General features: G+C 39.0%; 11 protein-coding genes and 1 tRNA gene. 9 read left to right on the forward strand and 3 right to left on the reverse strand.

The window, feature by feature from the left end; genetic code table 11:
• Window positions 1-27: 27 nt before the first annotated feature.
• From NQ782_RS10615 to epmB, 3 genes are read right to left on the reverse strand one after another with little or no spacing between them, the layout of a single operon-like run.
• Window positions 28-2,136 carry an EAL domain-containing protein gene (locus NQ782_RS10615; RefSeq protein ID WP_086230953.1) on the reverse strand — a complete coding sequence of 703 codons (2,109 nt, stop codon included), beginning with the start codon at window positions 2,134-2,136 and terminating at the stop codon, window positions 28-30.
• Entirely contained in the window at window positions 2,133-3,878 is a 1,746-nt protein-coding gene (locus NQ782_RS10620; RefSeq protein ID WP_000981543.1) for a hypothetical protein, read from the reverse strand. Before NQ782_RS10620 ends, NQ782_RS10615 begins: the two co-directional genes overlap by 4 nt.
• A gap of 15 nt (window positions 3,879-3,893) precedes the next feature.
• Window positions 3,894-4,910, reverse strand: a complete 1,017-nt coding sequence (gene epmB, locus NQ782_RS10625) for an EF-P beta-lysylation protein EpmB (protein WP_031985659.1) — start codon at window positions 4,908-4,910, stop codon at window positions 3,894-3,896.
• A 73-nt stretch (window positions 4,911-4,983) separates the two neighbouring features.
• Between epmB and efp the strand changes: the two genes are divergently transcribed.
• The 9 genes from efp (at window position 4,984) to NQ782_RS10670 (ending at window position 16,187) form a co-directional block, all read left to right on the forward strand.
• Window positions 4,984-5,553: an elongation factor P gene (efp, locus tag NQ782_RS10630; protein ID WP_000035083.1), complete on the forward strand. Its 570-nt coding sequence runs from the start codon at window positions 4,984-4,986 to the stop codon at window positions 5,551-5,553.
• A gap of 166 nt (window positions 5,554-5,719) precedes the next feature.
• Complete coding sequence (locus NQ782_RS10635; protein WP_000380470.1) at window positions 5,720-7,816, forward strand: carbon starvation CstA family protein; 2,097 nt, start codon at window positions 5,720-5,722, stop codon at window positions 7,814-7,816.
• A gap of 2 nt (window positions 7,817-7,818) precedes the next feature.
• Window positions 7,819-8,121 carry a YbdD/YjiX family protein gene (locus NQ782_RS10640; RefSeq protein ID WP_001009533.1) on the forward strand — a complete coding sequence of 101 codons (303 nt, stop codon included), beginning with the start codon at window positions 7,819-7,821 and terminating at the stop codon, window positions 8,119-8,121.
• 168 nt (window positions 8,122-8,289) lie between these two features.
• Window positions 8,290-8,366, forward strand: a tRNA-Val gene (locus tag NQ782_RS10645).
• Window positions 8,367-8,628: 262 nt separating this feature from the next.
• Entirely contained in the window at window positions 8,629-11,925 is a 3,297-nt protein-coding gene (locus NQ782_RS10650; RefSeq protein WP_086230951.1) for a M10 family metallopeptidase C-terminal domain-containing protein, read from the forward strand.
• A gap of 233 nt (window positions 11,926-12,158) precedes the next feature.
• Entirely contained in the window at window positions 12,159-13,025 is an 867-nt protein-coding gene (locus NQ782_RS10655) for a PaaX family transcriptional regulator C-terminal domain-containing protein (protein ID WP_000211449.1), read from the forward strand.
• Window positions 13,026-13,054: 29 nt separating this feature from the next.
• Entirely contained in the window at window positions 13,055-13,939 is an 885-nt protein-coding gene (locus NQ782_RS10660) for an SDR family oxidoreductase (protein ID WP_024439232.1), read from the forward strand.
• A 236-nt stretch (window positions 13,940-14,175) separates the two neighbouring features.
• On the forward strand, window positions 14,176-15,195 hold the full coding sequence (locus NQ782_RS10665) for a fatty acid desaturase family protein (RefSeq protein ID WP_057092959.1): 1,020 nt from the start codon (window positions 14,176-14,178) through the stop codon (window positions 15,193-15,195).
• Complete coding sequence (locus NQ782_RS10670; RefSeq protein ID WP_057092957.1) at window positions 15,195-16,187, forward strand: fatty acid desaturase family protein; 993 nt, start codon at window positions 15,195-15,197, stop codon at window positions 16,185-16,187. The genes NQ782_RS10665 and NQ782_RS10670 overlap by 1 nt, the downstream gene beginning before the upstream one ends.
• Window positions 16,188-16,213 lie beyond the last annotated feature (26 nt).

Below are 16,213 nucleotides of genomic sequence, written 5' to 3' on the forward strand. Positions count from 1 at the left end.
GTTTTTTGTTTTTAATATACAAGACCATTATTGGTCTTGTACGTCTGTTAAGCGGTCAAGTTTTTTCTGAAAATAATCACCTTGTAGAAAACGTGCTTCTACATTCCATGCATTGGCAAACAGGTTCATATCATTCAAGTGAGCTAATAAAATTCCAATCGGTTTTACAGTCAAATAGTTCAATATTTTTTCTTGTAAGTTATTAAGCCCTTGGTCTGAGCTTAATAGATCAGTTTTGCTGGACTGTAATTTTACAAGTTGAATATCAAGCTGCTGTAATATTGAGTCGCTATACATAGAAGAAGCAAAATCTCGAATTGAAATTTCCGCACCATGTTGGCGTAAGCGAGCAATGTGTTGTTGAGCAATTGGAAGATAAGGCTGAAGAGCTTGTTCTGAAAATTGCAAAATCAGTGGGCTTTCAATTTTACTTCCGATAATAGTCAGTAGTTTGGAAATCAGCTCAGGGAATGTTTTATCTTTTAGCAAAATATCAATATTAAGGTTAATAATGAGTTTCGCTTTAGGATACTGAGCAATGAAATTATGAAGCTGTTTACACGCTTCTACCAATATCCAGCGGTCTAACTGAATTGAAAGTTCTGCATCTTCTTTAAGATCACTTAAATCATTTAAGTCATACCATTGTTCACCAGCAATAAAACCACTTGTCACTTCATAGTTATGAGTTTCTTGGTCATGCTTATCGTAAATTTGCTGGTACTTCAGATGTATTTCGCCCTGAGCTAGTTTTTGTCTTAATTGCTGGAGCAAAGAGGACTGAGGCGTATGGTCAAAATGTTCAATTGTTAAATCAAGAGGAACAGCTTCAATGCTCGGTGAAACCGTTTTTTCTACTGTTGGCATTACTTCAAGTTGAGGTGTAACCCGAGGTAAATCCTGTTTTTCAGCCTCGTTCAGCAGTGAGCTAAAAGAGTTCTCAGTTAAGGGTTGGTTGAGAAAAGCATAACCAAGCTTTAACTGTACTGAAAAGTTTTGCTCATTTACTTTTAACAAATGTTCTTTTTGCAAAGTTTGTAAACTCGTTAGCTGTGAGTTTAAAACTGAATTATTCTCAGCTTGTAAAATCCCCACATAACTACCCAAGTCGACTTGGAAAATCGGCATCTGTGCATGGTCTTTTAAAAAACCATGGAGCTGATTGAAATATTGTCCTAAAGTTTGCCAACCCTGTTGAAAAATTCGTTCTGGACACTGGGCAAGTCTAAATAAAACAATTGCGTTTGCTTGGGCAGGGTGGGTCGATAAATGACGATTAATCTGCGGCCAAGCTGCACTCAACCCAACACTTTTTTCGGACGGAGCACTATTTGCTGGAGTAGTTAAATCAACTTGATAGTCGATGGTGAGTTGTACCGCATCTTCTTCTTGGCTTGGAATAAACTCGAGTTTTAGCGCATTATTACCCGAAATAGCCTGATGCTGACTCTGGATTTCAAAGCGTGCTTGATCGAACTGGCCTAAAGAAATTTTCTTAAACCGCTGCTTAAAAACATTTAAATCGTTGGGTTGTAAGACATCTAAAATCGGCAATCCGATAATGTCTTCTTCTTGTTGAAAACCAAAAAGATTCAAATATTCGGTATTTGCCTTAATGTGGATGCCTTCTTGAAAAATAGCAACTGCTTTATGGCTGTTGTCGACCAGCGTTTGCGTATGCGTATGAATGGTATCAAGCTCGGCCAAAAGACGTTGTTCCGTCTGTAAAAGGCGGCTGTATGACAGTGCCCGAACCAGCGTAATATAGAAATAATCTAGCGGTTCTAATGGGACTACATCATAAATTCCTTTTTGAATATAGCTTTGATATTGCTGCGCTTGGTAGTCGTCTGGCTGTAAAAGTAATATTGGAAGCTGCGGCTGTTCTGAGGCTTGAACAAGGGAGAGAGTTTGTTCAATTTTCAAATCATAAGCGCGACCAAAAATAATGACATCCCAAGATGTATTGAGCTGCTTTTCAAAACTTTTTAAATCATCAAGTAATAAGGCATTAACTTGATAATCATTCCCCGATAATAAATTTAAAATTTGGTTATAACGTAACTGGTTATCATCAATAATGAGTAAACGTATTTCAGTACGTTTTAACCTTTTAGATAGTAAAGAGTTTCTCACTTTAATGCTTCCCATAAATCTTGGCTATTCACGGTGTTATTCTTTTTCAGCATGAACTGATCAAGCAGGTACTGTTGCTGCTCATTCAGAAGCTCAAATTGAAATTGAATAAAACTTTGAGTAATGAGTTGTGCTTTGAGTAGATACACTTTGATTTCTTCTGTCCCCAATCGTAAATGAATTGTTTGTTGCTCTCTAAAAATTTGAGACCCCGGTAAAATAAGCGTGTTTTGTATTTCTTCTAGGTTTTGAGTTTGTAGTAATAGTGCAGGGTGATAATTACGCGTATGCCGCTCTGCCTGAATATGTACAGCGCAAGGGAACATGGCTTGTGAAAGAATTTCTAAACCCAGTTCCAGACTTTTTTCTGTAGATTGCTTAATCCAGCGAATAACACCGCCACGCCACTGACCATGTAGCGTTTCCTTCACCAAAATATATTCGCCAGTTCTTAAGTTTTTAGGTGCTTCGCCGGACCATTTAATACGATAGCCATTAACACTAATATCAAGCACGGTAGTTTGATAAATGGTTTTACTCTCACGGCTTAAGCGTTGATAAGACGAGGTTTGTTGTTCTTTTTTCTCTAAATTGGATAAAACTTTCGATTCACTTTGTAAATTATAGTTATTACTCAGTTGTAGTGTTTCTTCAAAGTTTTTGGCTTTAGATAAATAAAAATGTGCGGTACTTAAGCCAAAACAGATTTGTAAAGCTGCATTATATTCGTAACGCTCATGACGGCGCTGTGCTGTGGTGCCTAAAATCGTTTGAACGTGAAACTTTAATGCGGGACTTAAATAAATCTTTTCATTTTTAGACATATATTGAGCATTTTTATGCATGGTGGCAGTGACATGCTCAAGCAAAGCTTGCGTGCTAATAAAAATACTTGGGTTGAAGTTTGAGCTTTGTTTTTTGTTATATACAGGCGGATGATCTTTAGTTGGGTCCACCACATACTTTGTTGAAGCAGTGTCTTTCGGCAAGATCTGAATCATGCGTGCCCAATCAAAACTACATTGAAACAAGGCCTGAATTTCTGACTGGCGAATCTGATTGGTGTTAAAAATATCTAATAAAATAAGCTGCGCATAAGCCTGCGTAATATTGGCTAGCGGATGCTGTACACCTTGAATATGATTAATATTGGTTAAGTGATATTTGTATTGAACCGCTGTTTCGTAAAGCTGGTGAGCAATTAACCATTGACCTTTTACAGGTTCGCTATAGAGCATATGCTGTTGATATAAAAGATTGGTCAACTGCTGCAATGCGTGGAATGTCGCCAGAATTCGTGCGGTTTGTAAATTTTTCTTTTGTTTAAAAGAGAACAAAGAAAACTTCTGCTTTTGTAGCTGTTCGTGGCTTGTTTGCGCAATATTTAAATAAATACTGGCAAAATAACAGCGCAGAAGCATGGCCAGCTCAATAATGTGCTCGTTACGGTCGGTACTAATGACACCTTGGTTAAAGAAGTTTTTTTCTAAACTCGCCAACACATTATTAATGGTTGGGTGAAGTGTCTGAATTAAGTCAAAGCGTAAGGTTTCACTACAATTTAACTCATTCAGCTCCAAAATTGCTGTAAATAGCGCTTTTGAAGTATCACCCAATTGCATAATAGAAAGGGTAGTGACCCACTCATTAAGATCTTTAATGTTGGCTTCACAAAAGCTTAACCGTTCACGAGTAAGTGCGGTTTGATTGTGAAAAATGTCCGAAAGCGCATTATTCATCATCACTTATTATATAACTCAAAAAGTTGTAGCCCCAAAAAGCGGTGTTTTATTCTTTTCGCCCGCAATTTCCCTGACGAGTTTAGGAACCAAATATCCTGGTAGGCTCGCTAACACGTCTTGATATATCGCATCTATTTCAGATGGTATTAAATCAAAATGTTGTGCGCCTTTTACTTTATCTAATACATGTAAGTAATATGGCATAACGCGAGCTTCAAATAGACGATAACTTAAATCAGTTAAAGTTTGAGCAGAATCATTCACCCCTTTAAGCAATACTGCCTGATTTAGAACAGTAATGTGGTGTTCAGATAGCTGCAACAATTTTGAACAAGTAAAGTCATCGAGTTCAGAAGCATGGTTTGAGTGTACCACCAGAATAATACGCAGCCTACTGTTTTTTAATAAAGAAATAAGCTCTTCGTCGATACGGTTTGGAATGACAATTGGAACGCGTGAATGAATTCTCAGAATCTTCACTTGTTTGAGAGATGATAAACGTTCTAACCAAAGCGCTAATTTACGGTTAGAAAGCGTAAGAGGGTCACCTCCGCTTAAAATCACTTCGTTAATATCGGGGTTCGACTCGATATAATTTTTAATGTTTAGCCAATCTTCATTTTTAGGTAAATTTTCCTGATAAGGAAAGTGACGGCGGAAGCAGTAACGGCAATGGACCGCACATGCACCGGTCAAAGTCAGTAAAAAACGAGATTTATATTTATGTAAAACACCCGGTAACTGATTGGCTGCTTCTTCACCTAAAGGGTCTGTGACAAACTCAGGATGTTCCTCAAGTTCTAAATGATGCGGCAACACTTGGAGTAAAATCGGATCAAGAGGATCTTTAGCGTTCATTTTTCCGACGAACGCACGCGGAACACGCAATTTAAACTTTTCAGAAGCCAGAATCGCCCCTGATAATAGCTGATCAGTGGATAACTCGAGCAGGTTCAACAACTCTAAAGGATCGGTAATAAGGTCACTGAGTTGTGATTGCCAGTTTTGCTCTTGGTGTAAATAGTTTATCATGCGACACGATTAAGATAATGCAACAGCGCATTATATCGCATAGTTGACTTGTTAAGTTTGGAGTGTGCCAGTCATGGCCAATTATTCTACAAATGATTTCAAGCCAGGCCTTAAGGTCATGCTTGATAGTAACCCATGTTCAATCATGGAAAACGAATACGTAAAACCGGGTAAAGGCCAAGCGTTCAACCGTGTAAAATTACGTAACCTTAAAACTGGTAAAGTTTTAGAAAAAACTTTTAAATCTGGTGATACTTTAGAAGCTGCTGACATCGTAGAAGTAGAAATGAACTACCTATACAACGATGGCGAGATGTGGCACTTCATGGACCCAGAAAGCTTCGAACAAATTGCAGCTGACAAAACTGCAATGGGTGATGCTGCTAAATGGTTAAAAGACGACTCAAATGAAACATGTACAATCATGTTATTCAACGGCGTTCCTTTAAACGTAAATGCACCTAACTTCGTTGTATTGAAAGTTGTTGAAACTGATCCGGGCGTACGTGGTGATACTTCTGGCGGTGGCGGTAAGCCAGCTAAGCTTGAAACAGGTGCGGTTGTTCGTGTTCCGTTATTTGTTCAGCAAGAAGAAAGCGTTCGTGTAGATACTCGTACTGGTGAGTATTTAGAGCGTGCATAATAGTTAAAAAATAAACTATTATCGAAGGGATGATGTCAATCATCCCTTTTTTTATGCGAAAGTATAAGAGGAAAAAGAACAAAGGAGGAGTAGAGTCACAAGGATTGAGCAGAGAACAGTACATAACAATATAAAACTGCTGTAATTATTTATTGAGAGGTTAAGAATGGACACAATGCAAGCGAAATCTACGCTTCCCTCCAAATTGGTCTGGAGCCTAGTAGCAATTATAGGTGCTATTTCTTTCGGGATGCTGGCGCTAAGTCGTGGTGAACATGTTAATGCAGTATGGTTGGTACTGGCAGCTGCATGTGTGTATAGCATCGCATATCGATTTTATAGTCTATTTATTGCAACTAAAGTATTTGAATTAAACCCGAGACGGTTAACTCCTGCACATCGTTTAGCCGATGGCTTAGACTATGTGCCAACAAATAAGTATGTACTGTTTGGACACCACTTTGCCGCGATTGCCGGCGCAGGGCCATTAGTCGGGCCGATTTTGGCTGCACAAATGGGCTTTTTACCGGGCACCATCTGGTTATTGGTTGGTGTGGTTCTGGCGGGTGCGGTACAAGACTTTCTAGTTTTATTTATATCAACACGCCGTGATGGCCGTTCACTGGGTGAAATGGCAAAGCAGGAGCTTGGTCCTTTTGCCGGTATTGTGGTCATGTTGGGCGCACTTGGGGTAATGATTATTATCCTTGCGGTATTGGCTTTAGTTGTTGTGAAAGCACTTGCACATAGTCCGTGGGGTGTCTTTAGTATCGCAGCTACTATTCCAATTGCATTATTCATGGGCGTTTACATGCGCTTTATTCGTCCGGGACGTATTGCAGAAGTTTCAATTATTGGCTTCGTTTTAATGATGCTGGCAATTGTATATGGTGGACATGTTGCCGCAGATCCATATTGGGGTGAATTCTTCACTTTAACTGGAACACAGCTCACTTGGTGTCTCATCATTTATGGTTTTATCGCATCGGTACTACCAGTTTGGTTGCTATTAGCACCACGTGATTATTTATCTACTTTCCTTAAAATCGGGGTTATTCTTGGTTTGGCAGTCGGTATTGTGATTGCATTGCCTGACCTTAAAATGCCTGCTGTTACCCATTTTATTGACGGTACAGGTCCGGTTTTCTCAGGTAGCTTATTCCCGTTCTTATTTATTACCATTGCCTGTGGTGCCATTTCAGGTTTCCATGCGCTGGTATCGAGTGGCACGACACCAAAACTTGTTGATAATGAAGTTAATATCCGCATGATCGGTTACGGCGGTATGCTTATGGAATCTTTTGTCGGGATCATGGCGATGATCTGTGCGACAGTATTAGATCCAGGTGTGTACTTTGCGATTAATGCGCCAGCAGCAGTGCTCGGTACAACCGTAGAATCTGCAGCGGAAGCTGTACGTAATTTAGGCTTTGTTGTTACGCCTGAAATGTTGACGGTGTTAGCTCAAGAAGTGGGTGAAAGCTCAATTCTTTCACGTACAGGTGGTGCGCCTACCTTTGCTATTGGTATGGCTCATATCATTTCTGAAATCTTTAACAGTCGCGCCATGATGGCATTCTGGTATCACTTTGCGATTTTATTTGAAGCATTGTTCATTTTAACTGCGGTAGATGCAGGAACACGTGCTTGTCGTTTTATGGTGCAAGACACGGTTGGTATTGTTATTCCGGCGGTTAAATCTTCAGGTTCATTCTTTGGTAACTTGTTAGGTACGGCCGTTGCGGTAGGTGGATGGGGCTTCTTCGTCTATCAAGGTGTGATTGACCCACTTGGCGGCGTCAACTCATTATGGCCTCTATTTGGTGTAGGTAACCAAATGCTGGCTTCGATGGCACTTATTTTGGGTACAGTGATTCTGTTCAAAATGAAAAAAGAGAAGTATGTGTGGGTGACGATCATTCCAACCATTTTCTTGTTCATTACTTGTATGACAGCAGGGTGGCAGAAGATTTTCCACGAAAACCCGAAAATCGGTTTCTTGGCTCAAGCACATAAATTCTCCGATGCGATTGCTCGCGGTGAAATTCTTAAGCCTGCAAAAACCATTGCTGAAATGCAAACTATTGTGATGTCGAACCAGATTAATGCTGCACTTTGTGGCTTCTTTATGATTGTATCGATTGTCATGATTATTGCCTCAATTGGTATTGTTCGTCGTGCTTTAGCAAGTCCAACACCGACTGTAAATGAAGCGCCTGCGGTATATACCGATCCTGAAGTGGTTACCACTCGAGGAGAATAAAGATGAATTTTAAATTTGCAAAAAATGGTACTGTCATTATTGCGAAAATCATCAAAATGACCGTGCTTTCGCAAAAAGAGATATTACTCTCTCCAAAGAACTGGTCACGTATCGCAACCTTATGGCAGCGTTTACAGCAAAGCTTCCGACTCATGGTTGGTGTGCCGGACTATCAAACGTATCTGGAGCATATGAAAGCCCATCATCCAGATTTAACACCTATGGATGCACAAACTTTCTATCGACATTGTGTTGATGCAAGATACCCATCTGCAGGTGGTACTTTGAAGAAGTGCCCTTGTTAAGTTGACCTTGATATTTGGCTAAACAAAGACGGTATGTGGTTGAACCATGTACCGTTTTACTTTTTGGGAAATGAAAAAGAGTTTGCTCAAAGTCTGCTCATTTGTATTTTTTTCACTGGTAAATCACTTGTTTTGCTTTTGAAAAATGAATATGATGCTTTCCATCTTAGGCGTATAGCTCAGTTGGTTAGAGCGCTACGTTGACATCGTAGAGGTCTCCAGTTCGAGTCTGGATATGCCTACCAAGATTTAAAGTCATATAAACTCGAATAGCTTTATATGACTGAAAAAGCCCTAAACTATATGGTTTAGGGCTTTTTTATTGCTTTAGATAATCGAGGGATTTGATTTAAGTATTAAGAAGAAGTGTTTAAATCTTTTTTGATTGTTAAGAGCTTAAAACAAAATATGTCGCTAAATGGTAATTTTTGTCGTCCAAAGAAGTTCTTCTATTAAGAAGAATTAAATAATATTTCCTTTTCCAATAACAAAAAAAAGGAAACTTCAATGGTAACTTATGGCAATGATCAAAACGGTTTATGGCTAAAGTTCGATAATTTTACTTCAAATGATATTAGGCAAATTGAATATATAAATAATGTCTTATATGTCACTAATTATTCAGGAACTTACTATTCACTTAATTTTAATTCTCTTGCTAAAGCTCGCATGATTTTCAGTGATGGGGTCGAAAAACAGGTTTTATTTACAAGTGGGGGTAATGGTCTAAACATTTCTACTGCAAACAGTGAGTGGATTGTAGGCACAAATTCAGTCGATCAAATAAGTAGTGGTGCGGGAAATGATCGTCTATTTGGTGGAGTAGGAGACGATATTTATCAATTCAGCAAAGGGGACGGAATAGATAAAGTCACTGACTATAGTGGAAATAACACGATTCAGTTTATGGCGAGTAATTTGGCAGACCTATCTATACAAGGCAATGGAAGTAATTTAGAAGTCAAATACTCTGATACTGATGCAGTATTAATTGAAGGGAATGTAAGTAACTTTAAATTTTTAGATGGTACAACCGCCACACTCGATCAATTACTTACAAATAAAACAATTACACTCACTGGTACCAAAGGCAATGAAACGATTAATGGCTTTGCATCCAATGACATTATCAATGGTCTTGAAGGTAATGACACTTTAAACGGAAACGCGGGGAACGATACGTTAAATGGTGGTGCTGGCGATGATAGGTTATATGGTGGAACAGGTAATGACTTAACTGTAGGTGGAACTGGAAACGATTGGTTAGCATCAGGAAGTGGTGATGATACTTATCAATTTAGCAAAGGAGATGGTAACGATACCATTAACGATTATTCGGGTAAAAATACTATCCAAATTACCGATGTTTCTGCAAAAGATATTACATTCACAACTAACGCTAATAATGAGTTAGTCATTAATTATTCAGCAACGGATAGCATCACGTTAAAAGCCTACATTAACAACTACATTCTTTCAGATGGCGTGGTCCAAACCTATCAGCAGTTTCTAACAGGAAAAACTGCAACGTGGAATGGGACAGATAACGCCGATAACTTTTCGGGTACTCTTCCAAATGATGTGATCACTGGAGGTAAAGGTAATGACACGTTAAATGGGCGCGAAGGTGACGACACTTACCGTTTTTCTTTAGGAGATGGGATAGACACAATTAATGGAGATTACTCAGGCAATAACACAATTGTGTTTACAGATGTGAAATCTACCGATGTTCAATACAGTTTTGATAAAACAACTTTAAATATCCAGTACAGCGATAGTGATATTGTTAAGTTAACTGGTTATCTTGCCAGCAATAATAAAAACTTTAGTATTCAGTTTGCCGATGGCGTGACGATTGATCGTGCCCAACTAGATCCGACGGTTGGAGTGAATTACTGGGTACGCGCGCTTGTTGCCACAACAAATAGTAATCCAGACTTTAAGTATATTTTCCCTTCAACCGCACCTGATTACCTACTCGATGCAAATGGTCAAGCACCTGCATGGTGGAGTCCTTTTAGCCAAGCTCAGCAAGACTTTATGACTCAGGTTTATCAGAAAGCTTCTGAGTTTTCAGCATTAACTTTTACTTTAACGGACAATGCATCGCAGCTTAATACTGTTGCTGCATACCGCAATAGCACTGCGGCTACGGCTTATGCACAATATCCAAGCGGAGCTTTTGTTGGTTCAGATGTGGCGTTTGGCCCTGATTTTTGGTTTGACCCAGCGGGTACTTGGGTAACTGCGAGTTATCCGCATGAGTTGGGGCATGCTTTAGGGTTACGTCATACTTTTGAAGGTTCCACCATTAGCAGTTTCTCAGATGAAGAAGATACGCGTAAATGGTCAGTCATGTCCTATGACCGTACTGGTATGTCATATGATGGCTCTTTTGCGCCGTTTGATGTTGCTGCTTTGCAAGCGATATATGGGGTGAATAGTTCCGCGCGTGCAGGTAATGATAGCTATGTGTTTGATAGCACTAAAGGCGTTTTAATATGGGATGGTGCAGGCGTAGATACAATCAATGCAAGTAACGCTACACAAGCCGCTACTATCGATCTTAATCAGGGCGGCTGGAGTTATATTGGTGAAAAATCTCCTCATATATCAAGTGCAAACCAACTAAGCATTAATCTTGGCACTCAAATCGAAAATGCAATTGGAGGCGCTTACGATGATATTTTAGTTGGGAACAATTTATCTAACCGACTTGAAGGTGGCGCTGGCAACGACACTTTAAAAGGAAATTGGGGAGACGATGTTCTATTGGGCGGTGCCGGAAATGACACACTTGATGGAGGAAAAGGTGCAGATAGCCTGATTGGTGGAACGGGTGACGATACTTATTATGTAGACAATGTAGGCGATAGCATTGTGGAGAATACTAGTGAGGGGAATGATAAAGTAATCTCCGATATAAATTATACCTTAGGAGATAACCTAGAAAACCTCACTTTAAATGGCGCGGATAATTTAAACGGCAATGGAAATGCGCTGAATAATGTCATCATTGGTAATGCAGGTAATAACATTTTAAATGGATATGCCGGAAATGACACATTGAATGGTGGAGCTGGAAACGACACCTTAGATGGTGGGGCTGGCAATGACACTTTAGATGGCGGAATTGGGATTGATACGTTGATTGGAGGTTTGGGTGATGACATCTATTATGTTGATAACGTAAATGATGTCATTATCGAGAAGATTAACGAAGGATTTGAGACCGTTAACTCAACTGTGAGTTATGCGTTAGATAGCGGAAACGCGCTAAATAATTTGAATCTGTTGGGAACAGACAACATTGATGGAACGGGTAATGGAAATGGAAATACGATTGTTGGGAACAGTGGTAATAACATTTTAAGCGGTGGTACCAATAATGACGTTCTAAATGGTGGTGCGGGTAATGACATTTTAAATGGTGGAAAAGATAACGATACCTTGATTGGTGGTTTAGGCTCTGACACTGCTTTATATAAACTATTAAATACAAACGATGTAACGGGTGGTAACGGAGCTGACGTTTGGAAAGACTTTAAAGTAGGCAATACCTTAACCGACAGTGAAGCCGACAAAATTGATATTAGTGAACTGCTCATTAATTATGCCAATGGCGGCACTGTAAACTCTATTTTTTCTTATCTCTCATTAGACCTCAATGGAAATAACAGTATTTTAAGTATTGACCGAGATGGTGCAGGGACCGTTTATAACAGTACCTCATTTTTAACCTTAAATAATGTCAACACTACTTTAAATACTTTATGGGACAACCATCAGATCCTTGTCTAAATGAATGGTATGTAACTGGCTAACTAACTTTAAAAAGATGCTTAAGTGAGATGGCTTAAGCATCTTTTTTATAATTAAAAAATTAGATTTCTCCTAGAACGTTTTTCGTAAGGCTTTGATGAGTGATTTATTTCATTAATAAAAATAAAAATAAAAAAATGTAATATTGTGGTAAGCTTTATTCTGATGTTTAGAGCGCTCACAAATTTTAAATTTTTCGATCTGGAAATGAGATGACTACACAGAAAATTAATGCACGTACTTTAATTACAGATCTGTTACTGGCTTCAGAAGGTAAAATAATTTCAATTAAAGAAATGATCCTTGCTGCAAAGCTGTTTGGAATTAGTGAAAACGGAATAAGAGTTGCTGTCACTCGTTTAGCTAGTGAAGGGGTCATTGTTTCTGCTGAAAGAGGATTTTATCAGTTAAGTGAGCAATCTCTTGAATGGGCAGATGTAATGTTAAACCGAAGAGCAGGTTTAAAAGAAACAAAAGCTTGGAATCAAAAGTATTTATGTGTTCTTACAGGAACATTGGGGCGTGTTGACCGTACAGCTTTAAAAAGAAGAGAAAGAGCACTTAAAAAATACGGATTTCGTGAACTTGAACCAAGTGTATATATTCGACCAGATAACTTGGTTATTTCTTTGGAAGACATGCTAGAGCATATGAAATCTATAGGCTTGGAGTCAGGAGCCAAGATGTGCCATATCAATTCCTTTGATCAGATTACGACAGGGATGATTAAAGATTTATGGCAAACCGAAAACTTAAATAAAAATTATGAAAAATATAGCCATATTATTCAGCATTGGCTCAGTCGAGTACCCGCTTTAGGCCTTGAGGATGCTGCAAGAGAATCGTTATTGCTGGGCCGCCAGACAATTTCTTTATTAATGAATGATCCTTTACTCCCTGAACCTTTTGTAAATGTTGAGGCAAGGGAGCAATTTACTGCAGATGTTAAAAAGTTAGATGAAGTGGGGCAAAGATTATGGAAACAGTTACATGAACTAACTTTTGGTACAGCCGCAACGAGCTTATTAAATTTAGAATTACCCGCCGTTGCGGATGTAACTCCTAAAATTCTTAATTAATAGAAGAGCATGATTACAGGAGTATGGATATGCCTTTATATCAATCAGCTTTAGCAAAGGATATTTTTAAAGATCAGATAATTATAGTAACTGGAGGCGGTTCGGGTATTGGCCGGTGTACTGCTCATGAACTGGCTTCCTTAGGTGCGCAAGTCATTCTTACAGGTAGGACCGAAGAAAAACTACAACAAGTAAAACAAGAAATTATTGAAGATGGAGGTAAGGCATCTTATCGAGTATGTGATAATCGTGATGAAGAGAAAGTAAAACAAACAGTTAGTTCTATTGTTGAAGAGTTCGGCCAGATTAATGGATTAGTCAATAACGCAGGTGGTCAATTCCCTGCATTTCTTGAAACTATGTCTGCTAATGCTTTTGATAGTGTAATCCGCAATAACTTGCTGGGTACTTTTCTTATGATGAGAGAAGTTTTTAATCAAAGTATGGTGAAAACGGGCGGTAGTATTGTGAATATGACAATAGATATGTGGAGCGGTTTACCGAGTATGGGACACTCTGGAGCTGCTCGTGCTGGTATCGATAACCTTACTAAAACTTCAGCACTCGAATGGGCTAGAGCTGGGGTAAGAGTTAATGCTGTTGCACCAGGATGGGTAATGGCCTCAGGTCTTGACTCTTATAAAGATGGCATGAAGGCCATGATCCCTACAGTGTCTTCAAAAATCCCTTTAAAACGAATGGCTACAGAATCAGAAGTCTCAGCTTTAATGTGTTTTTTACTGTCGCCAGCAGCTTCTTTTATAACAGGGATGAACGTCAGAATTGATGGGGGAGCATCTTTAGTTTCACCTTTCTTTCCATTGATTGATCATGAAAAATCAATACCATTTGAAGCATTTCATAGAGACGGTATACCTAATGTTATTAAAGAAATGAACCAATCAAAATTATAAGAAATCTCTTTAATATTCTAATAAATTAGTTACTTAAGTCTGTTCAGTTAAGTTAGTTTTATTTGATTACAAATGAATAAGGATATGAAAAACATATCCTTAAGTTTTCTTTTTTTAATTTTAATATTACAAAAAATAAATTTTATAAAAATAATAGAAATATTTCATATTTTATAATAAAGTTTAATTTGTGAAATGAATTAAGTCTTCTCAATCCCGCTTAGGAGAAAAAAAAGATGAATACGCGTGTGAGTGTGACTGAGTTATTTAGTCGTGAAGAAATTAAAGAGCTTACTGAGCCTTCGGATATACATGGTTTGTGGGCAGTAGGTTCTACGTGGGCCGTAATTGGAGCAACTTTTGCAGGTGTTGGACTAACTTGGAGTTATTTACCTTGGTGGGGTAAATTGCTGATTTGTTTAGCAGCATTGGCTGTATTGGCTGGACGCCAATTAGCCTTGGCAATATTGATGCATGACGCATCACACAATAGCTTGTTTAAAACAAAATGGATGAATGATTATCTGGTCGATTGGTTATGTGCACGCCCAATCTGGAATGACGTACATAAATATCGGGTTCACCACACACGTCATCATGCCAAAACATCAACACCAGAAGATCCTGACTTAACATTAGTCGCAGGCTTTCCAACCACGAAAACGTCTTTAACTCGTAAATTTTTACGTGATTTAGTTGGTATTACAGGTTTTAAATTTACTGTGGGCCGTATTTTGATGGATGCTGAAGTTTTGAAATGGACGGTTGCGAATGACTTAACTTGGCTACCGCGTGAAAACCGTCAGTGGCATGACTATCCAAAGGTATTTCTTAAAAATAGTAGTAAGGCAATTATTGCTAATGCTTCCATCTTTGGCATTTTATGGGCTTTTGGTCGTCCAGAATTATATTTACTTTGGCCTCTTGCTTATTTAACCCCATTTCCACTTTTTATTCGTATTCGATCTATGGCTGAGCATGCTGGTACTCAAGTAAGCAATAGTGCTTTAACGAATACTCGTACTACAAAAGCAGGATGGTTGGCTCGGGCCTTTGTTGCTCCCATTCGAGTGAACTATCACATGGAACATCATTTAATGGCGGCGGTGCCTTTCTTTAAGTTGCCAAAAATGCATCAGATGTTACGAGAACGTGGCCATGTTCCAGAGCCGCCAACTTATGCGCAAGTTATTCATATGTTGTCTAATCGTCAAACCAATCAACACCCATTAAATAGTGTAGAGCAGGGCGAGTGATGATTACGGATAAACAAACTCGTATAAGCGACTTTCTTAGTCGAGAGGAGATTAGCCAATTTTCTCAGCGCTCAAATCTATGGGGATTATGGTGCATTTTCTCTGTATGGTTAATCATTGGCTTAGCATTTACAGTCATGGCTCTGGCAATTGACTACTTACCTTGGTATTTCGCAGTTCCTGTTGTATGCATAGGAACAGTGGTTTTAGGGGGGCGCCATTTGGCATTGGCGATTGTAATGCACGAGGCGGCACACCATACACTCTTTAAAAGCCGCTGGATGAATGACGTATTCGCTAATTGGGCATCGGCCAAATTTATTTGGAATGATGTACATAAATTTCGTGCCCACCATATGGTGCATCATGCGAATACAACAGCAAGTTTTGATCCTGATCGCCCAATATATGAAGCTTTACCTGTGACTAAAAAATCTTTAATTCGAAAATTTGGTCGTGATTTGGTTGGGCTAACAGGGATCAAGTTCTTTATTGGCCGAATTTTGATGAGTGCTGGCGTACTGAAGTGGTCTGATGCAACAGGTGAGCGGGCAGATACGCGTGGTTGGCCATGGCATCGTTACGTTACCAACTTTATCAAGGACTTCTGGCCAACCTTTGTGACTAATCTTGGGTTATATCTCATCCTTGCTGTGACGGGGCATGGTTGGTTATTTCTGATTTGGATAATAGCTTATGCCATCCCTTTTACTGTATTTGTACGTATTCGTGCAATGGCAGAGCATGCGTGTTTAGAGCTTGTACCCGATACGCTTCGTAATACTCGTACTACTTCTGCTGGTTGGATTGCCCGTATGACTGTGGCGCCTATACGTGTAAATTTTCATATGGAACATCATTTGATGGCTTCCGCTCCTTATTATCGCCTTCCCAAATTGCATAAGTTGTTATATAGCCGTGGCAAGGTGCCTAAACCGCCTAGCTATTTAGATGTCGTACATTTATGTAGCTCAAAACCGATAGAAAAATAAATCCATTGAATTGTATTCAATGAAAG

This window comes from Acinetobacter sp. BD54 (assembly GCF_044778325.1).
Taxonomy (GTDB): domain Bacteria; phylum Pseudomonadota; class Gammaproteobacteria; order Pseudomonadales; family Moraxellaceae; genus Acinetobacter; species Acinetobacter baumannii.

What these genes read in the sequence shown, in the direction of transcription:
- NQ782_RS10620 (WP_000981543.1), bottom strand. Translation starts at nt 3,878, where the DNA reads ATGATGAATAATGCGCTTTCGGACATTTTTCACAATCAAACCGCACTT.
- epmB (WP_031985659.1), bottom strand. Translation starts at nt 4,910, where the DNA reads ATGATAAACTATTTACACCAAGAGCAAAACTGGCAATCACAACTCAGT.
- efp (WP_000035083.1), top strand. Translation starts at nt 4,984, where the DNA reads ATGGCCAATTATTCTACAAATGATTTCAAGCCAGGCCTTAAGGTCATG.
- NQ782_RS10635 (WP_000380470.1), top strand. Translation starts at nt 5,720, where the DNA reads ATGGACACAATGCAAGCGAAATCTACGCTTCCCTCCAAATTGGTCTGG.
- NQ782_RS10640 (WP_001009533.1), top strand. Translation starts at nt 7,819, where the DNA reads ATGAATTTTAAATTTGCAAAAAATGGTACTGTCATTATTGCGAAAATC.
- NQ782_RS10650 (WP_086230951.1), top strand. Translation starts at nt 8,629, where the DNA reads ATGGTAACTTATGGCAATGATCAAAACGGTTTATGGCTAAAGTTCGAT.
- NQ782_RS10655 (WP_000211449.1), top strand. Translation starts at nt 12,159, where the DNA reads ATGACTACACAGAAAATTAATGCACGTACTTTAATTACAGATCTGTTA.
- NQ782_RS10660 (WP_024439232.1), top strand. Translation starts at nt 13,055, where the DNA reads ATGCCTTTATATCAATCAGCTTTAGCAAAGGATATTTTTAAAGATCAG.
- NQ782_RS10665 (WP_057092959.1), top strand. Translation starts at nt 14,176, where the DNA reads ATGAATACGCGTGTGAGTGTGACTGAGTTATTTAGTCGTGAAGAAATT.
- NQ782_RS10670 (WP_057092957.1), top strand. Translation starts at nt 15,195, where the DNA reads ATGATTACGGATAAACAAACTCGTATAAGCGACTTTCTTAGTCGAGAG.